Genomic DNA, 24,886 nt, shown 5'->3' with positions numbered 1-24,886 from the left:
CTCACACCTCCTTCGGGTTTGCCAGGTAGCCGGTGGTGTCCCCCGTCGGACGGCTGTTGGCGTTAGGTTTAATCACAATACTCGGCTTTGTGAAGTGCGCAGACGGCAGCGGCGCGACGGCAGCAAGCTGGCCGTGTTTTTTGCGCAGCTCCTCAATCGGGCCAAAGTCCAGCGCGCGCAGCGGGCAGGACTCGACGCAGATGGGCTTTTTGCCGTCCGCCACCCGGCTGTGGCAGCCGTCGCACTTGGTCATGTGGCCTTTGGCGGCATTGTACTGCGGCGCGCCGTACGGGCAGGCCATGTGGCAGTAGCGACAGCCGATGCAGACATCCTCGTCCACCACCACAAAACCGTCGTCGCGCTTGTGCATTGCCCCGCTCGGGCAGACCTTGGTGCAGGCCGGATCTTCGCAGTGGTTGCAGGCAATCGACAGGTAATAGGCGAAGACATTCTGATGCCAGACGCCGTTATCCTCCTGCCAGTCGCCGCCCGCATATTCATAAATACGACGGAAGCTAACGTCCGGGGTCAGGTCTTTGTAATCCTTGCAGGCCAGCTCGCAGGTTTTGCACCCGGTGCAGCGGCTGGAATCAATAAAAAATCCATACTGGGTTGTCATCGGTTAATCCTTATGCCTTCTCGATCTGCACCAGGTTCGTGTGCTGCGGGTTGCCTTTCGCCAGCGGTGACGGGCGGTGCGTGGTCAGGGTATTGATGCAGGAGCCGTGATCGACACGATCGCCGTTCATGTTGGCGTCATGCCAGGCGCCCTGGCCCATCGCGCTTACGCCGGGCATGATGCGCGGGGTGACTTTCGCAGCAATGCGCACTTCGCCGCGGTCGTTGAAGACGCGCACCATATCCCCAGTTTGATACCTCGTTGCTCTGCATCCACAGGGTTAAGCCACACCTCCTGGCGACAGGCGGCCTGGAGCACATCTACGTTGCCGTAACTGGAGTGGGTACGGGCTTTAAAGTGGAAACCGAACAGTTGCAGCGGGAATTTGCTGCGCTCGGGCGCGTCCCAGCCTTCAAAGGTTGAGGTATAGACCGGCAGCGGGGTGATGGTTTCGTCTTTTTGCAGTTCCCAGGTTGCCGCAATATCCGCCAGCTTGCTGGAGTAGATCTCGATTTTGCCCGACGGGGTTTTCAGCGGATTGGCATCCGGATCGTCACGGAATTTTTTATAGGCCACAAAATGTCCATTTGGATCTTTGCGCTTATAAATACCCATTTTTTTCAGCGCGTCGTAGGACGGCAGCAGCGGATCTTTGGCGACCATTTTGGCGTACAGGTAGCGCAGCCACTGCTCCTGCGTACGGCCTTCGGTGAATTTCTGATGGATATCCGGTCCGAGGCGTTTCGCCACTTCGCTCATGATCCAGTAAATGGGCTTGCGCTCGAACTTCGGGGCGGTAACCGGCTGGAGGAAAATCAGGTATCCCATGTTGCCGGCGTAATCGTTGGGGATGATATCTTCCTGCTCGACGGTCATCAGATCCGGCAGAACAATATCGGCATACTTCGCAGACGAGGTCATGAAGTTATCAATGACGACGATCGTTTCGCACTTGCTCTCATCCTGCAAAATGTCGTGAGTTTTGTTGATATCGGAGTGCTGGTTGATGATGGTATTACCCGCGTAGTTCCAGATGAACTTGATCGGCACATCGAGCTTATCTTTGCCGCGTACGCCGTCGCGCAGGGCGGTCATCTCCGGTCCACGCACGATGGCATCCGTCCAGCTGAAGCAGGAGATTTGCGTTTTCACCGGATTTTCCGGCAGCGGCATGCGTTCGATGGTGATGGTGTAGGTCGATTCGCGTGCGCCGCTGTTACCGCCGTTAATGCCGACGTTGCCGGTCAGGATCGGCAGCATGGCGATGGCGCGGGACGTTTGCTCCCCGTTTGCCTGACGCTGCGGGCCCCAGCCCTGGCAAATGTAGGCCGGTTTCGCCGAACCGATTTCACGGGCCAGCTTAATGATGCGTTCGGCAGGGATGCCCGTTATGCGAGACGCCCAATCCGGAGTTTTCGCGGTTTTGTCATCACCCTGGCCGAGAATATAGGCTTTGTAATGACCATTAGCTGGTGCGCCTTCCGGCAGGGTTTTTTCGTCATAACCCACGCAGTATTTATCGAGGAAAGGTTGATCGACCAGATTTTCATTAATCAGCACCCACGCAATACCTGCCACCAGCGCGGCATCGGTGCCCGGACGAATCGGGATCCACTCGTCTTCACGCCCTGCGGCAGTGTCGGTATAACGCGGATCGATAACGATCATCCGCGCGTTTGACCGTTCGCGCGCCTGCTCAAGGAAGTATGTGATCCCGCCGCCGCTCATGCGCGTTTCCGCCGGATTATTGCCGAACATCACCACCAGTTTGGTGTTTTCGATATCCGATGTGCTGTTGCCGTCGTTGCTGCCGTAGGTGTAGGGCATTGCGCAGGCGATCTGCGCGGTGCTGTAGGTGCCGTAGTGGCTGAGGAAGCCGCCGTAGCAGTTCATCAGGCGCGCGACCAGCGAGGCGTAAGGGGAGGAACGGGTGATGTTGCCGCCTACAATTCCGGAGGAGTAGTTAATGTAGACCGCTTCGTTGCCGTATTTTTCGACCACGCTTTTCAGACTCGTGGCGATGGTGTCCAGCGCTTCTTCCCAGGTGATACGCTCAAACTTGCCTTCTCCGCGTTTGCCCACGCGTTTCATCGGATAGTTCAGACGGTCTGGGTGATTGATGCGACGGCGAATTGAACGGCCTCGCAGGCAGGCGCGAACCTGATGGTTGCCGTAAACATCCTCGCCGGTATTATCCGTTTCAACCCAATAGACTTCGTCATCGCGAACGTGCAGACGCAGCGCACAACGGCTACCGCAGTTTACCGAGCAGGCGCCCCAGACGACTTTGTCATCTGCGGGCTGAATAGCGGACTGCACAGCGGCGGCGGCGCTTTTTAGACCAAAAGGTAATGCGATCCCACCGGCGGCAAGCGCCAGAGATCCTATGGCAGTAGATTTAACCAGAGTTCGACGGCTTATCCCGCCGTGATGTTCAACTTCGGACATGACTCACCCCATCATTGTTAATAATTATTTTCACCCGTGACTACAACCGGGCTAATGATGGGGGGAGTGTTACTTATTTAGAGGTATTAAATATTAATCCTCGTCAAATCAGGTGAATTGAGTGGGGAAATCATTGCGGCTCAGCGGGCGCATTCTCCTGCGTACCTGCGCCGCTCACCGGGTAGTTGCCGCTACTGGTGCGGGTATACAAAATTTTGAAAGTATCGTTGGCACAATGCCCAACGACCTGCGCATCCGGCTGATCGGCCTGATCGTTCGGGACGATGTTCAGGGTAAAGCCAGACTCCGGTACGCCGTTGTTGATAATCTTCTGCTGAATGTCGCTTTTCACGCGCTCGCAGGAATCCGGGGCCGCAAGAAGAGCGGGTGAAGCACTCATTAACAGCAGGGCGGTAATCCAGGGTAACCGTTTCATCTGTAGCTCCTTTTCACTGTGTAGACTGTAAGCATAGCAGGGCTAGGGTAAGCTTTTGTTTTTGGGTCTGTCTTTCTGAATTGTCCTGGTGGTGCTGAAACGCGCTGTAATCAAAAAGAATAATAAGCTTACCCTTTCCCTTGATTAATTATTGTATTGAACAGTGGCGTAATCGCGCGTCGATAACGGTGGCGAAGCTTTGCAGCTAAAGGTCTTTCCCGCATCAGCAACTCCCAGATTTCTTTCTTTTTGGCATCTAAAGCAGCATCGCCTTTCGATTCATTAATAGTCGAGGCGTTCGCTTCTTCGGAAAGACGTACTGGAAAAGGCACGATTGAATGAATTTTCGCTAAAGATAAATCTTCAAACAAGGTCCATTTGTCAGAAACCATCCACACAGGATATAGGTTTTGAAGGAGATTACTGGCAGCTTTTTGATTAATAATATAAGCGTGAGCAGTCGTGGCTTGTTGAGTTTTATGAATGCTATATGAGCCGCTTATGCTTTTAAGAGGCTTTTTGTAATATTTATTAACTCGACTAAGAAGTATAATCTCAGGTTTAGTCGCGCTAAGCGTTACGTTGTCGAGTATTTCACGTAAATCATTATTTATTACAACATCATCTTCGAGGATGAGAGCTGCGTCGATATTTTCATATATTATTTTTTTATATATTTCCTGATGACTTAATGCGCAACCAACTTCACCCGGGAGAAAAGCATAATTTACCTCGCGCGTAACATTTTTGCGTTCAGCTTCAGCCATTTTCCGACCATCAATTGCTTCGATAAATTCGTGTGCTATGTTCAGCTTTAATAGTTGAGATTCCATTTTTGCACGACGTTCGAGCGAGTGTTTGAGATTGATTATAAAAGTTCTCATCCTTTGAACGTTCCTTAAAGACTGTTTGACTGGACTACATCTACATTCTTACATTTTACCAGTATTTGAATCAATTCAACATCGTTACCATACTATTTGCTACTATAAGTGCCACTATCCTTTCATCCTTTTGGTAAATGATGTGAACAAATACGCAGCGATAACGCTACTGGCAACGGTACTGGTGGGATGCGACAACAACACCGCGCCGCTGTCATTTACGCCGGAGATGGCGAGCTTTTCGAACGAGTTTGACTTTGATCCTCTGCGCGGGCCGGTGAAGGATTTTACCCAGACGCTGTTTAACGATAAGGGTGAAGTCTCTAAACGTGTGACCGGCACGATGTCAACGGAAGGGTGTTTCGATACGCTGGAACTGCACGATCTCGAAGCGAATACGGGCGTTGCGCTGGTGCTGGATGCTAACTACTACGTCGATGCGGAAACCCAGCAGCAGAAGGTAAAGTTGCAGGGGAAATGCCAGCTGGCGGAACTGCCGTCTGCCGGCCTGACGTGGGACACCGACGATAACGGGTTTGTGGTTGCAGCGCACAGTAAAGAGATGGAAGTGAAGTACCAGTATGACGCCGACGGCTACCCGCTGGTTAAAACTACGGTTTCCGGCGACCAGCGTTTATCGGTCAAGTCGGTGCCTTCGGAAGATCTGCGCAAGCGCATGGATTATACGGCGGTAAGCCTGTTGAACGATAAACCGATGGGCAATGTAAAGCAGAGCTGTGATTACGATCGCCACAACAACCCGGTGAACTGTGAGCTGCTGATAACAGATGACAGCGTCAAACCTGCCGTTGAGCGCAAGTACACCATCAAAAACAGCATTGAATATTATTGAGAATAAAACCGCGCAGGTTACTGCGCGGTGGGTTTAAGCAGGCTGGCGGAGGAGGACTTATGCCCGGCCAGATGCTGATGCTGGAAAATGCACATGCGTATGGTGTTACGGTATTCGCCGTTAATAAAGAACTCATGGATCAGTTCACCTTCCACCATAAAGCCCAGCTTACGGTAGATATGAATCGCTTTTTCGTTCTCTTTGTCGACGATAAGGTAAAGCTTGTAGAGATTCAGGACGTTAAACCCGTAATCCATCGCCAGCTTTGCCGCTCGCGACGCAAGACCTTTCCCCTGGTGCTCCGGTGAAATAATGATCTGAAATTCCGCCCGACGGTGAACGTGGTTGATCTCAACCAGTTCAACCAGCCCGGCTTTTTCACCTTCGCACTCCACCACAAACCGGCGTTCACTCTGATCGTGGATATGCTTATCGTAGAGATCGGACAGCTCGACAAACGCCTCATAAGGCTCTTCAAACCAGTAGCGCATCACGCTGGCATTGTTGTCGAGCTGGTGAACAAAGCGTAAATCTTCGCGCTCCAGCGGACGGAGCTTAACGTCACACGGCGTCGACATTACGGTGCTACCGTGCGGCCAGTGCGACGATCGAGACAGCGCAGGGTGTTAGGCTCCCAGTAAGCGTTGACGTTGGCACTTTGCTGGCATTTGTCGCGGGCATCAAACGCGACGTCTTCTTTATCCCACTCTTTCTCCACGCGCTTATTCACTTTCTGACGCAGGCTGCGGGTGTCATTCCATTGTTCTTTGTCCATGGCAGCATTCTGGCGGCTTTGCGCGCTGTCACCAGACTCAATGATGAGTTTGCTGGTTTCGGCTGATGCCGTTGCGGCGAAGGCGAACGAGGACAGTGCCAGTGCGGCTGTCAGACAAAGGCGTTTGCTTAATGTAGTCATAGCGTTTCCTTTAAACGGGTGCAGACAATCGGATTACCCCGTTGGATTCTACACCAATCCGAAAGGGTGTCATACCCGCGCGGCAGGTATGGGAACGATGTGAACATTATCGCGTATGATGTCTAAATCAATCCTCACGAAACGAGAAAAATGTTCAAAACGACGCTGCTTTTTTTCGCGACCGCGCTGTGCGAAATCATCGGATGCTTTTTGCCGTGGCTCTGGCTAAAGCGGGGCGCTTCCGCGCTGCTGCTGATCCCGGCGGGTGTGTCCCTGGCCCTTTTTGTCTGGCTGCTCACCCTGCATCCGGCCGCCAGCGGGCGGGTATATGCGGCCTACGGCGGAGTGTATGTCTGTACCGCGCTGCTGTGGCTGCGCGTTGTCGATGGCGTCAGGCTAAGCCTGTATGACTGGGCAGGCGCGCTGATTGCCCTGTGCGGCATGTTGATCATCGTGGCCGGTTGGGGACGCGCATAAGCGTCCTTATAGTGTGATCGCCCGCTGATTTTACGATCATTATACTTGTATGGTAGTAGTGTAGTTGCGTAAATTTCCTCCATCACAACGAGCGATGTAAGGAAATGGATTATGAAGATTGTCGGGGCTGAAGTATTTGTCACCTGCCCGGGGCGTAACTTTGTCACCCTTAAAATTACGACCGATGAAGGCATTGTCGGCCTGGGTGATGCCACGCTGAACGGACGCGAACTTTCCGTTGCCTCTTACCTGAAAGATCACCTGTGCCCTCAGCTGATTGGCCGCGATGCGCACCGCATCGAAGATATCTGGCAGTTCTTCTATAAAGGCGCTTACTGGCGTCGTGGTCCGGTCACCATGTCAGCGATTTCTGCCGTGGATATGGCGCTATGGGACATTAAGGCGAAAGCCGCGAACATGCCGCTCTATCAGCTTCTGGGCGGGGCTTCCCGGGAAGGGGTGATGGTTTATTGTCACACCACCGGGCACACCATTGACGACGTGCTGGAAGATTATGCCCGTCATAAAGAGATGGGCTTCAAGGCAATTCGCGTGCAGTGCGGCGTGCCGGGAATGAAAACCACCTACGGCATGGCCAAAGGCAAAGGGCTGGCGTATGAACCTGCGACCAAGGGCGCCTGGCCGGAAGAGCAGCTGTGGTCCACCGAGAAATACCTCGACTTCACGCCCAAACTGTTCGACGCAGTGCGCAGCCAGTTCGGTTTCAGTGAACATCTCCTTCACGACATGCACCACCGTCTGACGCCCATCGAAGCGGCGCGGTTCGGCAAAAGTATTGAAGATTACCGCCTGTTCTGGATGGAAGATCCGACTCCCGCTGAAAACCAGGAGTGTTTCCGCCTGATCCGCCAGCACACCGTCACGCCAATTGCGGTGGGGGAAGTGTTCAACAGCATCTGGGACTGCAAGCAGCTGATTGAAGAGCAGCTCATTGACTATATCCGCGCCACCATAACCCATGCGGGCGGCATCACCGGGATGCGTCGCATTGCGGACTTTGCCTCACTCTACCAGGTGCGTACCGGCTCACACGGCCCGTCGGATCTGTCGCCGATTTGCCACGCCGCGGCGCTGCATTTTGACCTGTCGGTACCGAACTTTGGTGTGCAGGAGTATATGGGTTATTCAGAGCAGATGCTGGAAGTGTTCCCGCACAGCTGGCGCTTCGATAACGGCTATATGCACCCGGGCGACAAGCCAGGGCTGGGCATTGAGTTTGATGAGAAGCTGGCAGCGAAATACCCGTACGATCCGGCTTATCTGCCGGTGGCCCGTCTGGAAGACGGCACTCTCTGGAACTGGTAAACGAGGAGCGAATGATGAAAAGCGTAGTGATCCAACAGCCGAATGCGCTGGAGATTGAGGAGCGTCCTCTCCCGTTGCCGGGGGCAGGCGACGTCCGCGTCAAAATTAAGCTCGCCGGTATCTGCGGTTCAGACAGCCATATCTATCGCGGGCATAACCCGTTTGCAAAATATCCGCGGGTAATCGGTCACGAATTCTTTGGCGAAATAGACGCGGTTGGCGAAGGCGTGGAGGGCACCCGACTGGGTCAGCGCGTTTCGGTGGATCCGGTGATCAGCTGCGGGCACTGCTACCCCTGTTCCGTTGGTAAACCGAACGTTTGCACCTCGCTGGTGGTGCTGGGCGTCCATCGCGACGGTGGTTTCAGCGAATACGCCGTCGTGCCGGCGAAAAATGCCTGGCACATTCCGGATGCGATCCCTGACAAACACGCGGTGATGGTTGAGCCATTCACCATTGCCGCCAACGTGACGGGGCAGGCGAAACCCACCGAACAGGACGTGGCGCTGATCTACGGCGCAGGCCCGATGGGGCTGGTCACCGTGCAGGCGCTGAAGGGCGTTTACAAGGTGAAGCAGGTCATCGTGGTAGATCGCATTGATGAGCGGCTGGAGATGGCGCAACGCAGCGGCGCAGACTGGGTCTTCAACAACGGCGAGCAGTCGTTACAGACTGCGCTGGATGAAAAAGGCATCAAGCCGACATTAATCATCGATGCTGCCTGTCATCCGTCCATTTTGCAGGAAGCGATTACGCTGGCGTCTCCGGCGGCGCGCATCGTGCTGATGGGATTTTCCAGCGACCCGAGCCAGATCGTGCAGCAGGGGATCACCGGCAAAGAGCTGTCGATCTTCTCTTCGCGCCTGAATGCCAACAAATTCCCGGTGGTCATTGACTGGCTGGAAAAAGGGCTGATCGACCCTGAAAAACTGGTCACCCATACATTTGACTATCACCACGTTACAGACGCCATCGAACTGTTTGAAAAAGACCAGCGGCAGTGCTGCAAAGTCTTGCTCACGTTCGACCAATAATAATTCACGCGGTTAAGAGCCTGCGAAGACAGGCTCTAAGTGGTACGCATCTTACCTTTCAGAGATAGCCATTATGACTCAAGCACAACCTCAAAGAAGTACGTCAGATTTGGTGAAAGCCGCCGTATCTGGCTGGCTGGGCACCGCCCTGGAATTTATGGATTTCCAGCTCTACTCCCTTGGCGCCGCGCTGGTGTTTCATGAAATTTTCTTCCCTGAGCAATCGGCGGCCATGGCGCTGATCCTGGCGATGGGCACCTACGGCGCAGGCTACATCGCGCGTATCGTCGGGGCATTTATCTTCGGCAGAATGGGCGACAGAATTGGCCGTAAAAAAGTGCTGTTTATCACCATCACCATGATGGGGATCTGCACCACCTTAATCGGCGTGCTGCCGACCTACGCGCAGATCGGGATTTTCGCACCGGTGCTGCTGGTGACGCTGCGTATTATTCAGGGGCTGGGCGCGGGGGCAGAAATCTCCGGTGCGGGCACCATGCTGGCGGAGTACGCGCCGAAGGGTAAACGCGGCATCATCTCCTCGCTGGTGGCCATGGGCACCAACTGCGGAACGCTGAGCGCCACGGCGATCTGGGCCGTGATGTTCTTTGCCCTCGATCGTGAAGAACTTATTGCCTGGGGCTGGCGCGTGCCATTCCTCGCCAGCGTGGTGGTGATGATCTTCGCCATCTGGCTGCGTATGAACCTTAAAGAGAGCCCGGTGTTTGAGAAGGTTAACGACGCCGAAACCGTTGCGCCAGCGGCGGCGCAGGATACCTCATTAGGCGCGATGTTTAAGAGCAAATCGTTCTGGCTGGCGACGGGGCTGCGCTTTGGCCAGGCCGGTAACTCTGGGCTTATCCAGACCTTCCTTGCCGGGTATCTGGTGCAGACGCTGTTATTTGATAAGGCGATCCCAACCGATGCGCTGATGATCAGTTCGATTCTCGGCTTCCTCACCATCCCGCTGCTGGGCTGGCTGTCCGATAAAGTGGGGCGCCGTCTGCCGTATATTCTCCTTAACATTTCAGCCATTATTCTGGCTTACCCGATGCTGTCGATTATCGTCGATAAGAGTTACGCGCCGGGCGTGATTATGCTCTCTATCATCGTTATTCATAACTTTGCGGTCCTCGGGCTGTTTGCGCTGGAAAACATCACCATGGCAGAGATGTTTGGTTCGCGGAACCGCTTTACCCGCATGGCAATCTCGAAAGAGGCGGGAGGGCTGGTGGCCGTAGGCTTTGGTCCGGTGCTGGCGGGGATCTTCTGCAATATGACCGGGTCCTGGTGGCCAATTGTGGCGATGCTGGTGGCGTACTCGCTGATTGGGCTGGTCTCCGCTTTGCTGATGCCGGAAGTGCGCGACCGCGATCTGAGTGAAGCCGAAGATGCAGCCGAAGCGCCGCGTAAAGAAGCGGTAGCCTACGGCGCGCTCTCTTCACGGCGTTAATGGTTTATATCTTGCGCTACCTGTCACACAACTTTTCACTGATGTCACACCACATGGCGAAAAGTTAATGTAAATCAAGATCTGAAAACGACGTATCAGTATGGTTAATGGCAGCGTTTTTGACTCCGACTGCCATTCTAGTTGGTATAGTCAGCAGGCGCTGCCGCTCTTAAAAGGAAGCGGCAGCGGATCACAGCTTTCATTAATTAACGAGTCTCAATCATGGAAAACCAGTTATTACAGGCGAAGGCAACGCGTCCTCAGTACGATCGCGACAGCCTCAAGGCACGCATTGTTCATTTAGGGTTTGGCGCGTTTCACCGCGCACACCAGGCGGTGTACACCGATATACTCGCCGCAGAACAGGGCAGCGACTGGGGTTACTGCGAAGTTAACCTGATTGGCGGCGAACAGCAGATCGCCGATCTGAAGGCACAGGATAACCTTTATACCGTGGCAGAGATGTCTGCCGATGCGTGGACAGCGCGCGTGGTCGGCGTCGTCAAAAACGCGCTGCATGCGCAGGTCGACGGGCTGGAAACCGTGTTGGCGGCGCTGTGCGAGCCACAGGTCGCCATTGTTTCCCTGACCATCACCGAGAAAGGGTATTGCCATTCCCCGGCAACAGGACAACTGATGTTCGATCATCCGTTAATCGTTGCCGACCTGCAAAACCCCCATCAGCCGAAATCTGCGCCGGGCGTTGTGGTTGAAGCGCTGGCGCGGCGTAAGGCGGCGGGGCTGCCAGCATTCAGCGTGATGTCATGCGATAACATGCCGGAGAACGGCCACGTGATGCGCAATGTCACCTGCGCCTACGCGCGCGCTGTTGACGGCGAACTGGCCGACTGGATTGAAGCGAACGTCACCTTCCCGTCAACCATGGTGGACCGTATTGTGCCCGCCGTCACGGCTGACACGCTGGATAAAATCGAACAGCTGACCGGCGTACGCGATCCGGCAGGTGTCGCCTGCGAGCCGTTCCGCCAGTGGGTGGTGGAAGATAATTTCGTCGCCGGACGTCCAAAGTGGGAAAAGGCCGGTGCGGAACTGGTTTCTGATGTCATTCCGTTTGAAGAGATGAAGCTGCGAATGCTTAACGGCAGCCACTCGTTCCTGGCCTATCTCGGCTACCTTGCCGGTTATCAGCACATTAACGACTGCATGGAAGATGAACATTATCGCGCAGCCGCGCATGCGCTGATGCTGAAAGAGCAGGCGCCGACTCTGAAAGTAAAGGGGGTGGATTTAGCTCACTATGCTGACCTGTTGATCGCGCGCTACAGCAATCCGGCCCTGCGTCACCGCACCTGGCAAATCGCCATGGACGGTAGCCAGAAATTGCCGCAGCGGATGCTCGATTCCGTGCGCTGGCACCTGGTCCACCAGAAACCCTTCCCGCTGCTGGCCCTCGGTGTGGCGGGCTGGATGCGTTATGTCGGCGGTGTGGATGAGCAGGGTAACCCGATTGAGGTGAGTGACCCGCAGCTGGCGGTGATTCAGGCGGCGGTAAACGGTAGCGCTGAAGGCGAAAGCCGCGTTAATGCGCTGTTGGGCATTGAGGCTATTTTCGGTAACGAGCTGCCGAAGAACGCGGTGTTTGTGGCGGCGGTCAAGCAGGCTTATCAGACGTTGCTGCAAAAAGGCGCGAAGGCCACGGTTGCTGAGTACGCCACCCGGCTTTAACGCTATGACATGCCGCCGTCCGCGGCGGCATGTCGGGGCGCAGCTTAGTGCATCCCCAGGCGAATCAGCTCAATCGGTTCGAACTTACCTTCGCATCCTTCCACTTCAACCGTTTTACCACGACGCACCTGCTCGGCATTAAGGCCGTCGCTGTGGATCGCTTTAATCACGCCGAACTGACCTGTGCCGCTAATCATGACGCGGCTGCCAGTGGTGATTGCATTTCGGTTACGGTCGTATGTCATCATGGTATTTTCTCCTCTCGTACTTATCCGCTACGGCGCTAATTCGACGGCTGCCGTTCACGGGGCACTATTAATACGCCTCTCTTTAACGAAATTATTTGCTTTTGATCAAGCTCACACTTTTTTCTTATTTCATGCAGGCGTTGACGGTTCAGGACACCACTTTACAAAGCGGACAGTTATTTTCCTTAATTGATAGTTTCCGGATGCAAGTGTTTAGGCTTTGTTTATATCCACAATGTCATTCTGGAGACAGAAAATAACCCTTCATCGGAAAAGGAGTCAGGCTTATGTATAAGAAAATTTTGATGCCTGTTGACGTGTTTGAAATGGATTTGAGCGATAAAGCGGTACGCCATGCGGTCAACCTCGCGAAGGCGGAAGGCGCGACGATCACCTTGGTCAACATTCTCCCTAACAGCAGCCGTTCATTACTGCGGGGGTTCAATGCCGATATTAAGAAGTTCGAAGAGTATATGACCGCCGAGTCTGATAAGAAGATGAAGGCGCTGAAACGGCTCTTTGATATGTCCCCGGAAAATATTGATTGTGAAGTTCGCTTCGGCAACGTACGCGATGAAATCATCAAGCTCAGCAAAGAGGGGAAATATGACGTTATTGTTATTGGATCAAGAAATCCGAGCATGACAACCCATCTGCTGGGTTCAAATGCTGAAACTATCCTGCGCTACGCCACTATTCCGGTGTTAGTGGTCCGCTAATTACTTCGCCGCAACCGAAAGGGGGCGGCGAGGTTTTATTCTTCGCTGAACCACTCGCGGTTTTCCTGACGAATTAACTGAACTGACTCACTAATTTCCTGAAGGTGAAGCGTCATCGCTTTATCTACGGCTTCCACGTCGCGTTTTTCCAGCGCGCTGAAAATATCATGATGCTGGCGCAGCAACATCTCTGGCGGAGAAACATGGTCGAGGCTCATGTAGCGCACGCGGTCGATGGTCGCTTTGATGTTTTCAACGGTATCCCACGCGAGCTGGCACTCGGCGATCTGCGCCAGTTTCTGGTGAAACTCGTCGTCCAGCTGGAAAAAGTCGTTTAACTGTTTGCGGTCGATGGCGATTCGTTGCTGATGCAGGTTTTGCTCCAGCAGGTAGCACTGGTTATCGTTGATGAGCGACGCGGCGCGACGCACCACGGCGCACTCGATGGCCTGGCGAACAAAACAGCCATTCCGTACCTGCGAAAGCGAAATTTTATTTACATAGCTGCCGCGCTGTGGGCGGATCTGAATAAGGCCGTTTTCTGCGAGTTTAATAAACGCCTCGCGCACGGGCTGACGGGAAACGTCAAAACGTACCGAAACCTCTTTTTCTGAGAGTGGCGTTCCTGGTGGGATCAGGCAGCGAACAATATCACGGCGTAAGATGCGATATATTTGCTGATTAACGGGCTGGGTAGGATTAAGTTGCGATTCAGCGGCCATGGGTTGTGATTTCTCAGAGAGTTAACCTGAACATACTACCATTCTTTTCCCTGCCATCACATACCCGGCCCGCAGGCCGGGAAGGGTGAATTACCCGCGATGCACGCTGAGTCCGGCATAGGTCTGGCTGACGGGCATCATCTCAACCGTGTTGATGTTGACATGCTTCGGCAAATTCGCGACCCACCAGACGGTTTCGGTGATATCTTCCGGCGTCAGCGCATTCGCGTTTTCATAGGTTTTATCCGCTTTCGCGTCATCGCCTTTGAAACGCACGTTGGAGAATTCGGTTCCGCCTACCAGACCCGGCTCAACATCGGTCACGCGGATCGCAGTTCCGTGCAGGTCGGTGCGCAGGTTCAGACTGAACTGGCGGACAAAGGCTTTGGTCGCGCCATAGACGTTGCCGCCCGCGTAAGGCCAGCTTCCGGCGGTGGAACCGATGTTAATGATATGACCACGGTTACGTTCAACCATGCCCGGCAGCACGGCGCGGGTCATGTACACCAGGCCTTTGTTGTTGGTGTCGATCATGTTCTCCCAGTCTTCCACGCTGGCTTTGTGGGCAGGCTCCATACCCAGCGCCAGGCCAGCGTTATTGACCAGCACGTCAATTTCACGCCATTCGGCAGGCAGGTTGGCAATCATCTCTTCAATGGCGGCGCGGTTGCGGACGTCCAGCTGTGCGGTCAGAATGCTGTCACCCAGCTCGTCTTTTAGCTCCTGCAAACGCTCCTGACGACGCCCCGTTGCAATCACTTTGTGTCCGTTGGCGACGAAGCGACGCGTGATGCTTTCACCAAAACCCGCTGTCGCCCCGGTAACTAAAATAATCATCTCACTGTTCCTCAACGCTTTTTGTGTTGTACTAACATAGCACGCTCTCCGGCACGTCGTTAAGGCAACATTTGTATGACGCCATTGCAGGCTGGCGCAGGCTGGCCTACTCTGGGGAGAAATACCGTGCTCAGGAGTAAACGATGTCGGTCAACAATCCTTTTTTTGAAATTAGCCTGTTGCCTTATCAGGCGCCACGTTTTGATGCGATCAACGACAGCCATTACCGCCCGGCGTTTGATGAAGCAATGCGCCTGAAGCGTGCAGACATTGACGCGATTATCGCGCAGCGCGCCGCGCCGGACTTCGATAACACCGTGCTGGCGCTTGAAAAAAGCGGGGCCATGCTGTCGCGCGTGAGCAGCGTATTCTTCGCCATGACGTCCGCACACACCAACGATTATCTTCAGGCACTGGACGAGCAGTTCTCCACCGAACTGGCCGGGCTGGCGAACGATATCTGGCTAAACGATACGCTTTTCGCCCGCGTGGAAGCCGTCTGGCAGGATCGCGAGGCGCTGGATGCCGAATCCCGCCGACTGACGGAGGAGACGTATCAGCACTTTGTTCTTGCGGGCGCGCGTCTGAACGCCGATGAAAAAGCCGAGCTGAAATCTCTGAATACCGAAGCCGCCACCCTGACCAGCCAGTTCAACCAGCGCCTGCTCGCGGCGAATAAGGCGGGAGGGCTGGTGGTGGACGATGTTCACCAGCTTGACGGGCTCAGTGCGGAGGAGATGGCTGCCGCGGCTCACGCTGCCGCAGAAAAAGGGCTGAAGGAACGCTGGCTGATCCCGCTTTTGAATACCACGCAACAGCCCGCGCTGGCGGCGCTGGCGTTGCGCGAGACCCGTAAAAAGTTGTTCAGCGCGGGCTGGGAACGCACTCAGAAAGGCGACGAAAACGATACGCGCGAGCTGATCCGTCGGCTTACCGCGTTACGGGCAAGACAGGCGCAGCTGCTCGGCTTTGACAACTATGCGAGCTGGAGCATTGCCGATCAAATGGCGAAAACGCCGGAAGCCGCGCTCGAATTCATGCGCGGAATAGTGCCTGCGGCGCGCGGCAGGGCTGCGCTGGAGCAGGCGGATATTCAGAAAGTCATCGACGACGAGCAGGGCGGTTTTACGGTGCAGGCCTGGGACTGGGCGTTTTATGCCGAACGCGTGCGCTCAGCGAAATACGCGCTGGATGAGTCGCAGATCAAACCCTATTTCGCGCTCAATACCGTGCTTGAAGATGGCGTATTCTGGACCGCCACGCAGCTGTTCGGTATCCGTTTTGTCGAGCGTTTCGATATTCCGGTTTATCACCCGGATGTTCGCGTGTGGGAGATTTTCGACCATACGGGTGAAGGCATGGCGCTGTTCTATGGCGACTTTTTCGCGCGTGATTCCAAAGCGGGCGGTGCGTGGATGGGGAATTTTGTTGAGCAGTCTTACGAGTTTGCTGCGCGTCCGGTGATTTATAACGTCTGCAACTATCAAAAACCGGCGAACGGGCAAACCGCGCTGATCTCCTGGGATGATGTGATTACCCTGTTCCACGAGTTTGGCCATACCCTGCATGGTCTGTTTGCCAGCCAGCGCTATGCCACGCTTTCAGGCACCAACACGCCGCGTGATTTCGTTGAATTTCCGTCGCAGATCAATGAACACTGGGCCAGCCATCCGCAGGTGTTTGCGCACTTTGCTCGTCATTATCAAACCGGCGAACCGATGCCGGATGCGCTGCGGGAAAAAATGCTCAATGCGACCCAGTTTAACAAGGGTTATGACATGACGGAGCTATTGAGCGCCGCGCTGCTGGATATGAACTGGCACGGCATTCAGGAGCCCGTTGAAGACGTGGAAGCCTTTGAAGCCGCCGCGTTGAAAAAAGAGGGGGTGGATCTTCCAGCCGTACCGCCGCGCTATCGCAGCAGCTATTTCGCCCATATCTTCGGCGGCGGGTACGCGGCGGGGTATTACGCTTACCTGTGGACGCAAATGCTGGCGGACGATGGCTATCAGTGGTTTGTCGAGCAGGGTGGTTTGACCCGCGAAAACGGACAGGCATTCCGCGAGGCGATTTTGTCCCGCGGCAACAGCACTGATCTAGCTGAACTTTACCGGAACTGGCGCGGGCACGATCCGAAGATCGAACCGATGCTGGAGAATCGCGGATTGAGTGCGTAAGGCTTTTTTAGTGTGTAAACAGAACCGGGCGCGAGGCCCGGTTTTTTGTACGCTTTGGTCCGCTTTGTGTCTGAAAGGAACATTGAGACAAGTATAATTACGGGCCATTAGTCGCTTAAAAGAGGGTTACTGAAATAGCATCGCCAGTAACACCAGGAACAGCAGCATGACATAGATTCGTGCGTGCCAAATATCAGGTACAGCAGGTATAACCCGACGGCTAAAAACTATTCCTGCCCAGCCTGTTAGTACCAACATACCTAAAATTTTCAGGTTGATAAAACCGAGAAATCCATTCACAGGTATAGTTTGCCAGCCAATAACTGCATACGTCACGGCACCACATAGCGCGACGGGCAGGGAAAGCGGATTAGAAGCACTAATGCATTCACGCATCGCATAACCATGGCGCCGTAACAGGGGTACCGTCATTACGCTTCCGCCCACGCCAAGCAATGCGGCTATCATACCAATGGTCACTCCGCCGCCCGTTACTACAGGAAATGACAAGCGACGCAGAGAACTTCCTCCGAGAAAACCCTTACGCAACAAACAATCGCTGATTGTTGCCAGCATGTAGAAAATGAACAGCGCGCGAACAACACTCTCACTAAATATTCCTGCCAGACAGGAACCCACGATAGCCCCAATGGCTATAAACCATAGTAACGGGAATAACATTTGCGATGAAAGCTCGCAAGCTCGCCAGTTTCGATAGGTGACCCAGCCCGCGTTAAATATCATCACCGATGTAGAGGTAGCAACCGCGATATGCATGGCGTTTAGTGCCAGTTCGGTCTGCCGTAGCATTAGTTGATAAACGAATGGTACTACGACAAAGCCGCCGCCAAAGCCAAAAAGCACGGTGGTAATACCGGTAGTAAAGCCTGCCAGCGCAATGATTGCGATATCATTCAAAATCATACCCTCGACCTGAAAATGATTTCGCAGCTTATACCGGTAGCATCCTGCTTCCCATTCGCGCCGCGCTCAATTACCTTTGTAAATCGGTCATAAGGAGACGGGTGTGCGCAACGTAAAGATTGAAGAGGTCGAGCAGCTAGATCGTGAAGTGGTAGCGATAGGCAATGACTATGTGCAGGGATTTATGCTGCCACAGCACAAACATCGCCGCGCGCAGCTGCTATATGGCGCGACCGGATTAATGCATGTCATAACTAAGGATGGAGAGTGGATTGTTCCTCCACAACATGCTGTTTGGATCCCACCCGAAACTATGCACGCCGTCAAATTTGTTGGCGTGACCACTCGCAGTCTGTATATAGAACCAGAGTTCGTGAATGCCTTCTTAAAATATCCTCGTTGTGAAGTTATTAGCGTATCGCCATTATTACGTCAGCTATTGCTTGAGTCAGTGGATTTACCGCCACTGTATGAAAGCACGCGTGACCGTGCACTGATAAATCTGATGATATTGGAGCTGGCGGCTATGCCGGTTCGCGAATTCGATATTCCGCTGCCGCGACATCCGGCCCTACTGGCTCTTTGTCAGGCGTTTTTACTCAATCCCTCAATCCATGATCCAGCAGAGCGCTGGGCAAATGCGCTGTTCATGAGCGACAGCACCTTTCGTCGCCATTTCCTTACGCAAATGGGCATGTCATTTTCTGTCTGGCGCCAACGAGCATGCGTGGTTAGCGCGCTGGCATTGTTGATAACGGGAAAACCCGTAAATGAAGTAGCCTTGACTCTTGGATACGATAATGCATCATCCTTCGCAACGATGTTCCGCCGTGTCACAGGACAGCCACCTTCGTATTATCACCCGGCATTATTCAAAAAGTTCCACGGGACAGGGCACCGATCATAGCGTCAGCTATGTACCAGCTAAAGACGCTGCCACGTCAAATTCTTTAATTCATGAGAAGGGTTAAGGTGTTAAAGTCGTAGGCGTTTTGGATCTTAATACTATTAAACAATGATAAATAAAATACTGGTCAGTGCCTGCCTGATGGGCCTTAAAGTCCGTTATAACGGGAAAGAGAAAGCGCAGATGACTCATCAACTTGCTCGCTGGCAACAGGAGCAGCGCCTGGTGATCCACTGCCCTGAGTTGGCTGCGGGGCTACCTGTTCCGAGACCACCCGCTGAGATTATGTCTGCTGAGGGTAAAGACGTAATGCGTGGACAAGCCAGAATAATTGAAAACACCGGAACAGATGTTACCGGGCATTATCAACTTGCAGCCTGGCTGGCACTGCGAGCAGCACAAGAAGCAGGATGTACTGCTGCTTTGTTAACTGATGGTAGTCCAACGTGCGGAACTCAGTTTATCTACAACGGTTCTTTCAGTAATCAGCGTAAATCGGGTATGGGAGTGGCAGCGTCATTACTCTCCGAGCATGGTATTGCGGTATTTTCAGAAACTCAGTTTGCGGAGCTTGTGAACTGGATTGAAGAAAGGGAATGAACGATTCTCCAGGATTAACGCCGAGCGGCATTGCTTCCTAGTCATAATGGGTATGCAGCTCATTTTTCCATTTTATGAGCCACCTCGATTAACTCCGCCCCCTGATTCTTCACGTTCCCCACGGCGCGAGTTACAGCATGCCAAATAAACTCGTCGGCGGGTACTGTACCGTCGGCAATGATCTCTTCCGCTTTTTTCCCGCCAACATCCTGTCGCATCCATTCTCTTGCTGCTTCTGGCGACAGAACCAGCGGCCGTCGATCGTGTATATCAATGAGGCCTTTATCCGCAGCAGAGGTCACTATGAGAAATCCCTCGGCTTCATCGCCGCGCTCAAACGGCGTACTGCCGATCGCCGCCATGAATATCGGCTGCCCGTCGGCCCGATGAATAAAATACGGCTGTTTCTTGTCGCCTTCCTTTTTCCATTCGAACCACCCATCGGCAAAGCAGATCGCCCGGCCATGCTGCCAAAGAGGTTTAAACATTCTGCTGGTGGCTGCGGTTTCTACACGCGCGTTAATCAGTGGTGCTTTGTCCCACCATCCAGGCGCGTAGCCCCAGAATACCGGATCGAGGTGCAGTTGTTTGTCACGTTCGCTTAACAGCAGCACTTTGGTACCGGGCGCAACGTTGTAGCGGCCAATGGGTTCAGGGTCATATGCGATATCGCGTTCGCCTTCGTCGGCCAGGTAAGCCAGATATTCTTCACGGGTTTGGGCTTGTGCAAAACGTCCACACATAGAAACCTCCAGTCAGTCAGACTGAAAGTATAGGGCAGGGAGAAAAAGTCGCGCGGGCATGCTTCTGAGATTGAACCGATGCTGGAAAATCGCGGCCTGAATACACAGGGGTATTGTTAGTTGAAAACAGAGCCGGGCTTTGCGCCCGGTTACTCTTGTATCAACCACATATCCGACTCTTCGAACATCTCCTCGAGCATGCGGTTAAGCTTTTCACGGTCGCTTTTGCTGGCGTCGCTGTTCAGGCCGTTCGCTTGCATTGGCTTAACCGTCACGCTGGCATCAGGAAAAATCCGGTGCACGCGTTTTGTCAGCTCGGCCAGGATGATTTCCCTGGCTCCCTCCAGCCCCTGTACGTTTCGCTTGTCATAAACCAGTTCCACAAACATGATTGTTTACCTTATGGATATTACGCATGTGATTCAGCCTGAACGTAAAATACTACTGTATATGGGTACAGTCAAACGGCGTTCAGGCTAAAGCATTGTCCAGAGCAATGCAGACAGCGTTGCCAGTCCGCCCAGAACAACCAGAAACACCGTCACGCCGCGAAGCTCCGCCAGCGAGGGGCGGGTGTATATGAGGTACGCAGGGATAAGGAACAGGATCACCGCGATCAGTGGTCCGCAGAACATTTCAATCAGGCTGAGCACATCCGGATTGGCATAAACAATGCCATAGGTCAGCAGGAACAGCGCCAGAGAGGCCAGCCGCTTGCTGGCGCTGGCCTTTTTGCCGGATACGCTGGCAGCCAGCTGACCAAACGTTTGTGCGACCGACAGGCCTACGCCGAGAAAGGATTTCGTCATACCGATGATAGCGATGAGCGGGGCAATGTGGTAAATCAGGCTGACATCACCGTTTCCTTTCATCACGGACAGCACATTCAGGTTTTCCGCCTTCGCCCGTACAAAGTTGTCATGCGGGATCCCCAGCACGCAGCTCAGCACGAAAAAGAGGATACTGGCGAAGATGGCTAAATAGGCGATGCGGATCACGAACAGTGCCTTTTTCTCGCCCTCCGCTTTCCTCTCCCGGTAGTAAGAGCTCAGCGGGGAGACCATAGGCGCACAGCAAAACGAGAAGGTAATAAGCGGCAGCGTCAGCCAGATATTTTTCAGCGTTACCGGCAGCGGCGTGGCGTTCATTTCAGCGGCCGTATCGGTCAGGTTAGACAGATGCCATCCCGGGATAAGTGATACGGCGATCAGCAGTACAGATGCCGCGAACGGCAGCGCCAGCGCGCTCATAATGGCCACGACTCTGTCCCGGCCCTTGCTAAGCACCACATAAAGTGCGGCAACCACGATAAACGACAATGGCCCACGGCTGAGGGCGGTAATATGCAGATGCTCCACCAGTAAATTACTCAGCGCATTAATCAGCGCCACCCCGTAAACCAGGGTTACCGGGAAGAAGGTCACACAATAGAACAGGGTGATCAGCTTTTCACCCCGTCCGCTGAAGAAGGAGCCGAAGATCGGCAACGTGCCGTTTTCATTCTTCTCTTCTCGCATATACACACGACAAAGGAGTAAATGGGGGATCAGGGATAACGGCAGCCCCAGCAGGAGCATGACCAGGAAAATAACCGGACCACGGGTGCCGATTTCCACGGGCAGGAACAGCGTTCCCGCCCCGACGGCTGTACCGTAGAGGCCCAGCGTCCAGATGTTATCCTGCCAGTGCCAGTTAGAGCGTGTTGTAATATTAGCTGAGAGAGTGGTGGCTTTATTCATCATATTTACCGCGTTGTTAGAGGAGCGACGACTTATTTAGTTTTTATCTGCCTGTAGTCGTTGCTGCGCCATTACACCACGGGTGGGAGGGGTTTGATTTCGCATACCGTAAACCTTATGTGTATGCCTGCAATAACTATCGTTATTCTTTGACGATGCTTTAACAGGCGGTTAATTAAGAAGGGGATTTGTTAAATTAACGAACAAATAACGACTGACTTTCCCTGCCTGCACGTCTGTTAATTAAAAAATAAAAACCCTGTTTTATTAAGTAACATAAGGCGCCATCATATTGAAGGGGGGCTTATTTAATTATTTTATTGGATGGAAAATTATCCCGTTATGCCTCAAATTAAAAAACAGGATATAGACAATCACGTAACCTGCTCGTAGCTTTCGAACTGTCTTGTAACATAACGCTATCTTTATGGTGGCGAAGGGGCACAAGGCGTCGTATGCCTGCTATTAAACGCCCCATAAAAAAATCCTCTTCTATACTCAGTTACGTTTAGTGAAATATGCCGCCGCTCCACACGTCGCGTTGCCTTAATAGCGGCGGGCAGCAGGGGCATATATCCACGAAAACGCCTTAATAATGGTCAATTTTGCATTTTTAGAGGGGGATTCCTGGTATGTTGCATTCTCAATCCTCGCGGGTCGGCAGCATGTTGCTGCTGCTGACCGCGATAATAGCCTTCGCGGTGGCGCTATACGCCTGGTGGACGCCGCTTACCGGCGTCACTGGCACCATTGGCGCACTGGGCGTGGTCATTGCCAGCGTAGTGCTGGCGATCCTGACCGTTATGCTACGCGCGGCATCGCGCCGCGGGGCGCGCGTTTTCCTGATTATTGTCACCCTGGTGGTGTTGGCGGGTATTGGTTTTGCCGCCGCGCTGCTGCACCAATACATCATAACGGCAGCCATGGTGGTCGGCCTGATTGGTCTGATTATGCTGAGCAGCCATTCCGCCCGTTACAACCATCGCGTCAGAAGCTGAGGAGCCGCCCGTGCACAACGATAAGCATTATCCCTTCATAAAAGTCAGCATGACGGCGCTGGCGCTGCTGGTCGCTCCGCTCGCGCTACAGGCGCAGGATAAGGCCACTGAGGCCTCTCAGGGGACCCAGGAATCACTTAACATTGATGCCGCCGATCAGCAGGCACCCGGAACCACAAAAACCACCGACGATGCCTCAACCGGCAGCGGTGACGGAAAGAAAGTCGCCTCGGCCAGCCAGCCCGCGACGCCGCTGGTGCCCGGCACGCCCACCTGGGACAGCTTCCACGGCCAGCTTAACGCGCAGAAATACAGCCCCCTGACCCAAATTACGGCGGATAATGTCGGGAAATTAACGAAAGTCTGGGAATTCCATACCGGCGACGTCTCGGATGGTAAAGGCGATACGCCAGCTACCGTCTGGTCCGCAACGCCCATTTTCGCCAACGATACGCTCTACATTGGCACGCCATTCGATCGCCTGATTGCGCTGGATCCGGGGACGGGTAAAGAGAAGTGGCATTATGACACGAAATCGTCGCGCAAGGCGCTGACCCAGCCAGTGCTGAAAAACCGCGGCGTTTCCTACTGGCAGGCCAAAAATCCGGTGAGCGGAGAGGCATGCCAGAAGATGGTTTATATGGGCACCGTTGACGGCAAGCTCTTTGCGCTGGACGCCGATTCAGGCAAACCTTGCAGCGGCTTTGCGAATAACGGCGTGTTGGATCTGAACCAGTGGAATACCGTTAACGCGAAGTATCCGCTCTCTGTCCTGCAACCGCCAACCGTTGTCGGCAACCATCTGCTGGTGGGCTGGGCCGGGAAGGACTGGGCCTATGCCGAAGCCCCTCCGGGCACCGTATTTTCAGTCAACGCCCAGACCGGTAAGCTTGAATGGACCTTTGAGGCGATCCCGGCAGAGATCCGCAAGCGTACCGGTACCGCCAACGTCTGGACGCACATGTCCGCCGATGAGGCCAACGGGCTGGTCTATCTCCCGGTTTCATCGCCATCTCCCAACTATTGGGGCGGCAACCGCGTGGACGCTATTCCGCTTGGCACCTCGACCACCGCGCTGGACATCAACACCGGTAAAGTGGTCTGGTCCCGTCAATGGGTACACCACGACGTCTGGGATTACGATATTAACTCCGCCCCGACGCTGATGGACATCACCGTAGACGGCAAGCAGATCCCGGCGCTGATTCAGGCCACCAAGCAGGGTTTCCTGTTCGTGGTTAACCGCCTGACGGGGGAGGACGTATGGCCAATCGAAGAACGTCCGGTTCCGCAGGGTGATGGTTCGGTTCAGGGTGAAGTTCTCTCGCCCACGCAGCCGTTCCCGACCAAACCCGCGCCGCTGCTCGACCAGTCGAAAAAACCGGAAATCTGGAAGCTGGCGGATATCGTCGGTGGCGGCCAGTGCTCCCGTCTGTGGGATAACCTGACCTATGAGGGAATGTATACTCCGCCGACCACAAAGGGCGAAGGCACGCTAACCTATCCTGATAGCGCTGGCGGCGTACAGTGGGGTGGGGTGGCGTTCGATCCGCAAAAACAGATCGCCATCGTCAACACCTCGCATATCGTCCAGTACGTGAAGCTCTACAGCCGCGAAGATTACGATAACGCAGACAAAGACTCCGGTAACGAAAGCGGCTTTGCCCCACAGGAAGGCGCCCCGTACGGTATGCGTCTGCTGGTGGCGAGCAACTGGCTGGGCATGCCGTGCTGGCAGCCGCCGTTTGGCGAAATCGTGGCGCTGGACATGCATACGGGCGATGTGAAATGGCGTCGTCCGGTTGGCGCCTCCCAGCAGTATGGCTTCTTCATGCCGGAGAGCTGGGGTTCACCTACCATTGGTGGCCCGGCAGTGACGGCGGGTGGCGTGATCTTCATCGGTGCTTCAATGGATGCCAAAGTGCGTGCCTACTCGGTCGAGAGCGGTGAAGAGCTGTGGTCCGATCAGGCAGAAGCGCCGGCAGTAGCGAACCCGTCAGTCTATGAATATAAAGGTCGCCAGTATGTGGCCTTTGTGGCTGGCGGGAATACGATCCTGAAGGATCAGGTGGGCGATCAGGTGGTGGTCTACGCCTTGCCGGAATAATTCATCAGGAAGGGGAAATAAGCGTGGGGCCTG

24 protein-coding genes and 1 pseudogene are annotated in these 24,886 nt (G+C 54.1%); 12 read left to right on the top strand and 13 right to left on the bottom strand.

The annotated features are described in order from the left end of the window. Position 1 precedes the first annotated feature (1 nt). The 4 genes and pseudogenes from AM329_RS07015 to AM329_RS07000 form a co-directional block, all read right to left on the bottom strand. Positions 2 to 619 carry a DMSO/selenate family reductase complex B subunit gene (locus tag AM329_RS07015; protein ID WP_017384545.1) on the bottom strand — a complete coding sequence of 206 codons (618 nt, stop codon included), beginning with the start codon at positions 617 to 619 and terminating at the stop codon, positions 2 to 4. A gap of 10 nt (positions 620 to 629) precedes the next feature. Then, a pseudogene (ynfE, locus tag AM329_RS07010) lies at positions 630 to 3,067 on the bottom strand (selenate/tellurate reductase subunit YnfE). Between the two features lie 130 nt (positions 3,068 to 3,197). Further along, complete coding sequence (locus AM329_RS07005; protein ID WP_003857424.1) at positions 3,198 to 3,503, bottom strand: DUF1161 domain-containing protein; 306 nt, start codon at positions 3,501 to 3,503, stop codon at positions 3,198 to 3,200. Positions 3,504 to 3,631: 128 nt separating this feature from the next. Further along, positions 3,632 to 4,387 carry a glycosyltransferase family 25 protein gene (locus AM329_RS07000; RefSeq protein ID WP_023300004.1) on the bottom strand — a complete coding sequence of 252 codons (756 nt, stop codon included), beginning with the start codon at positions 4,385 to 4,387 and terminating at the stop codon, positions 3,632 to 3,634. Positions 4,388 to 4,529: 142 nt separating this feature from the next. On the opposite strand from AM329_RS07000, the gene AM329_RS06995 reads away from it, so the two are divergent. After that, positions 4,530 to 5,240: a YnfC family lipoprotein gene (locus tag AM329_RS06995; protein WP_044596272.1), complete on the top strand. Its 711-nt coding sequence runs from the start codon at positions 4,530 to 4,532 to the stop codon at positions 5,238 to 5,240. A gap of 17 nt (positions 5,241 to 5,257) precedes the next feature. Here the strand turns inward: AM329_RS06995 and speG are convergent, their stop codons facing one another. Beyond that, the gene (gene speG / locus AM329_RS06990) at positions 5,258 to 5,818 is read right to left on the bottom strand and encodes a spermidine N1-acetyltransferase (RefSeq protein ID WP_003857416.1); all 561 of its coding nucleotides are present in this window, start codon (positions 5,816 to 5,818) and stop codon (positions 5,258 to 5,260) included. Then, positions 5,818 to 6,156, bottom strand: a complete 339-nt coding sequence (locus AM329_RS06985; RefSeq protein WP_023300007.1) for a DUF1283 family protein — start codon at positions 6,154 to 6,156, stop codon at positions 5,818 to 5,820. The genes speG and AM329_RS06985 overlap by 1 nt, the downstream gene beginning before the upstream one ends. A gap of 150 nt (positions 6,157 to 6,306) precedes the next feature. Here AM329_RS06985 and AM329_RS06980 point away from each other — a divergent pair, with 150 nt between their 5' ends. The 5 genes from AM329_RS06980 (at position 6,307) to AM329_RS06960 (ending at position 12,132) form a co-directional block, all read left to right on the top strand. Then, positions 6,307 to 6,633: a YnfA family protein gene (locus tag AM329_RS06980; protein ID WP_003857412.1), complete on the top strand. Its 327-nt coding sequence runs from the start codon at positions 6,307 to 6,309 to the stop codon at positions 6,631 to 6,633. A gap of 111 nt (positions 6,634 to 6,744) precedes the next feature. Beyond that, complete coding sequence (gene manD / locus AM329_RS06975) at positions 6,745 to 7,959, top strand: D-mannonate dehydratase ManD (protein WP_032609103.1); 1,215 nt, start codon at positions 6,745 to 6,747, stop codon at positions 7,957 to 7,959. 14 nt (positions 7,960 to 7,973) lie between these two features. Next, on the top strand, positions 7,974 to 8,993 hold the full coding sequence (locus tag AM329_RS06970; RefSeq protein ID WP_003857408.1) for a Zn-dependent oxidoreductase: 1,020 nt from the start codon (positions 7,974 to 7,976) through the stop codon (positions 8,991 to 8,993). Between the two features lie 73 nt (positions 8,994 to 9,066). Next, positions 9,067 to 10,446, top strand: a complete 1,380-nt coding sequence (locus tag AM329_RS06965; protein ID WP_032609104.1) for an MFS transporter — start codon at positions 9,067 to 9,069, stop codon at positions 10,444 to 10,446. 222 nt (positions 10,447 to 10,668) lie between these two features. Then, the gene (locus AM329_RS06960) at positions 10,669 to 12,132 is read left to right on the top strand and encodes a mannitol dehydrogenase family protein (protein ID WP_032609106.1); all 1,464 of its coding nucleotides are present in this window, start codon (positions 10,669 to 10,671) and stop codon (positions 12,130 to 12,132) included. A 44-nt stretch (positions 12,133 to 12,176) separates the two neighbouring features. Here the strand turns inward: AM329_RS06960 and ydfZ are convergent, their stop codons facing one another. Continuing rightward, on the bottom strand, positions 12,177 to 12,380 hold the full coding sequence (gene ydfZ, locus AM329_RS06955; RefSeq protein ID WP_003857405.1) for a putative selenium delivery protein YdfZ: 204 nt from the start codon (positions 12,378 to 12,380) through the stop codon (positions 12,177 to 12,179). A gap of 287 nt (positions 12,381 to 12,667) precedes the next feature. On the opposite strand from ydfZ, the gene AM329_RS06950 reads away from it, so the two are divergent. Further along, positions 12,668 to 13,099, top strand: coding sequence for a universal stress protein (locus AM329_RS06950; protein ID WP_003857404.1), 432 nt, complete (start codon positions 12,668 to 12,670; stop codon positions 13,097 to 13,099). A gap of 35 nt (positions 13,100 to 13,134) precedes the next feature. Here the strand turns inward: AM329_RS06950 and AM329_RS06945 are convergent, their stop codons facing one another. After that, positions 13,135 to 13,821: a GntR family transcriptional regulator gene (locus tag AM329_RS06945; RefSeq protein WP_003857403.1), complete on the bottom strand. Its 687-nt coding sequence runs from the start codon at positions 13,819 to 13,821 to the stop codon at positions 13,135 to 13,137. A 90-nt stretch (positions 13,822 to 13,911) separates the two neighbouring features. Then, entirely contained in the window at positions 13,912 to 14,658 is a 747-nt protein-coding gene (ydfG, locus tag AM329_RS06940; protein WP_015570609.1) for a bifunctional NADP-dependent 3-hydroxy acid dehydrogenase/3-hydroxypropionate dehydrogenase YdfG, read from the bottom strand. A 143-nt stretch (positions 14,659 to 14,801) separates the two neighbouring features. On the opposite strand from ydfG, the gene dcp reads away from it, so the two are divergent. Further along, positions 14,802 to 16,835 (top strand): peptidyl-dipeptidase Dcp, encoded by a 2,034-nt coding sequence (gene dcp / locus AM329_RS06935; protein WP_032609107.1) that lies wholly within the window; start codon positions 14,802 to 14,804, stop codon positions 16,833 to 16,835. Between the two features lie 126 nt (positions 16,836 to 16,961). On the opposite strand, the gene AM329_RS06930 is transcribed toward dcp, so the two are convergent. Further along, entirely contained in the window at positions 16,962 to 17,753 is a 792-nt protein-coding gene (locus tag AM329_RS06930; RefSeq protein ID WP_032610216.1) for a sulfite exporter TauE/SafE family protein, read from the bottom strand. 109 nt (positions 17,754 to 17,862) lie between these two features. Here AM329_RS06930 and AM329_RS06925 point away from each other — a divergent pair, with 109 nt between their 5' ends. Together AM329_RS06925 and AM329_RS06920 are read left to right on the top strand one after the other, a co-directional pair. Beyond that, positions 17,863 to 18,666 (top strand): helix-turn-helix domain-containing protein, encoded by an 804-nt coding sequence (locus AM329_RS06925; RefSeq protein ID WP_032609108.1) that lies wholly within the window; start codon positions 17,863 to 17,865, stop codon positions 18,664 to 18,666. 108 nt (positions 18,667 to 18,774) lie between these two features. Continuing rightward, on the top strand, positions 18,775 to 19,266 hold the full coding sequence (locus AM329_RS06920; protein WP_003857394.1) for a DUF523 domain-containing protein: 492 nt from the start codon (positions 18,775 to 18,777) through the stop codon (positions 19,264 to 19,266). Between the two features lie 59 nt (positions 19,267 to 19,325). Here the strand turns inward: AM329_RS06920 and AM329_RS06915 are convergent, their stop codons facing one another. The 3 genes from AM329_RS06915 to AM329_RS06905 form a co-directional block, all read right to left on the bottom strand. Next, on the bottom strand, positions 19,326 to 20,009 hold the full coding sequence (locus AM329_RS06915; protein WP_032609110.1) for an SOS response-associated peptidase: 684 nt from the start codon (positions 20,007 to 20,009) through the stop codon (positions 19,326 to 19,328). A 149-nt stretch (positions 20,010 to 20,158) separates the two neighbouring features. Continuing rightward, entirely contained in the window at positions 20,159 to 20,398 is a 240-nt protein-coding gene (locus AM329_RS06910) for a DinI family protein (RefSeq protein WP_003857390.1), read from the bottom strand. A gap of 87 nt (positions 20,399 to 20,485) precedes the next feature. After that, positions 20,486 to 21,748 (bottom strand): amino acid permease, encoded by a 1,263-nt coding sequence (locus AM329_RS06905; protein WP_077870388.1) that lies wholly within the window; start codon positions 21,746 to 21,748, stop codon positions 20,486 to 20,488. Positions 21,749 to 22,380: 632 nt separating this feature from the next. Between AM329_RS06905 and AM329_RS06900 the strand changes: the two genes are divergently transcribed. After that, positions 22,381 to 22,746, top strand: coding sequence for a hypothetical protein (locus AM329_RS06900; protein WP_022651139.1), 366 nt, complete (start codon positions 22,381 to 22,383; stop codon positions 22,744 to 22,746). Between the two features lie 10 nt (positions 22,747 to 22,756). Then, positions 22,757 to 24,853, top strand: a complete 2,097-nt coding sequence (locus tag AM329_RS06895) for a pyrroloquinoline quinone-dependent dehydrogenase (RefSeq protein ID WP_023314079.1) — start codon at positions 22,757 to 22,759, stop codon at positions 24,851 to 24,853. Positions 24,854 to 24,886: the final 33 nt, after the last annotated feature.

Origin of the sequence: Enterobacter cloacae complex sp. AR_0002 (assembly GCF_001922365.1) — a bacterium.
In the GTDB taxonomy this organism is placed as follows: domain Bacteria; phylum Pseudomonadota; class Gammaproteobacteria; order Enterobacterales; family Enterobacteriaceae; genus Enterobacter; species Enterobacter hormaechei_C.
This window is presented reverse-complemented; position numbering and strand designations above follow the sequence as displayed.

Bases quoted from the DNA above. Each gene is read 5' to 3' on its own strand.
- AM329_RS07015 (WP_017384545.1), bottom strand. From the start codon at position 619: ATGACAACCCAGTATGGATTTTTTATTGATTCCAGCCGCTGCACCGGG.
- AM329_RS07005 (WP_003857424.1), bottom strand. From the start codon at position 3,503: ATGAAACGGTTACCCTGGATTACCGCCCTGCTGTTAATGAGTGCTTCA.
- AM329_RS07000 (WP_023300004.1), bottom strand. From the start codon at position 4,387: ATGAGAACTTTTATAATCAATCTCAAACACTCGCTCGAACGTCGTGCA.
- speG (WP_003857416.1), bottom strand. From the start codon at position 5,818: ATGTCGACGCCGTGTGACGTTAAGCTCCGTCCGCTGGAGCGCGAAGAT.
- AM329_RS06985 (WP_023300007.1), bottom strand. From the start codon at position 6,156: ATGACTACATTAAGCAAACGCCTTTGTCTGACAGCCGCACTGGCACTG.
- AM329_RS06980 (WP_003857412.1), top strand. From the start codon at position 6,307: ATGTTCAAAACGACGCTGCTTTTTTTCGCGACCGCGCTGTGCGAAATC.
- manD (WP_032609103.1), top strand. From the start codon at position 6,745: ATGAAGATTGTCGGGGCTGAAGTATTTGTCACCTGCCCGGGGCGTAAC.
- AM329_RS06970 (WP_003857408.1), top strand. From the start codon at position 7,974: ATGAAAAGCGTAGTGATCCAACAGCCGAATGCGCTGGAGATTGAGGAG.
- AM329_RS06965 (WP_032609104.1), top strand. From the start codon at position 9,067: ATGACTCAAGCACAACCTCAAAGAAGTACGTCAGATTTGGTGAAAGCC.
- AM329_RS06960 (WP_032609106.1), top strand. From the start codon at position 10,669: ATGGAAAACCAGTTATTACAGGCGAAGGCAACGCGTCCTCAGTACGAT.
- ydfZ (WP_003857405.1), bottom strand. From the start codon at position 12,380: ATGATGACATACGACCGTAACCGAAATGCAATCACCACTGGCAGCCGC.
- AM329_RS06950 (WP_003857404.1), top strand. From the start codon at position 12,668: ATGTATAAGAAAATTTTGATGCCTGTTGACGTGTTTGAAATGGATTTG.
- AM329_RS06945 (WP_003857403.1), bottom strand. From the start codon at position 13,821: ATGGCCGCTGAATCGCAACTTAATCCTACCCAGCCCGTTAATCAGCAA.
- ydfG (WP_015570609.1), bottom strand. From the start codon at position 14,658: ATGATTATTTTAGTTACCGGGGCGACAGCGGGTTTTGGTGAAAGCATC.
- dcp (WP_032609107.1), top strand. From the start codon at position 14,802: ATGTCGGTCAACAATCCTTTTTTTGAAATTAGCCTGTTGCCTTATCAG.
- AM329_RS06920 (WP_003857394.1), top strand. From the start codon at position 18,775: ATGATAAATAAAATACTGGTCAGTGCCTGCCTGATGGGCCTTAAAGTC.
- AM329_RS06915 (WP_032609110.1), bottom strand. From the start codon at position 20,009: ATGTGTGGACGTTTTGCACAAGCCCAAACCCGTGAAGAATATCTGGCT.
- AM329_RS06910 (WP_003857390.1), bottom strand. From the start codon at position 20,398: ATGTTTGTGGAACTGGTTTATGACAAGCGAAACGTACAGGGGCTGGAG.
- AM329_RS06905 (WP_077870388.1), bottom strand. From the start codon at position 21,748: ATGAATAAAGCCACCACTCTCTCAGCTAATATTACAACACGCTCTAAC.
- AM329_RS06900 (WP_022651139.1), top strand. From the start codon at position 22,381: ATGTTGCATTCTCAATCCTCGCGGGTCGGCAGCATGTTGCTGCTGCTG.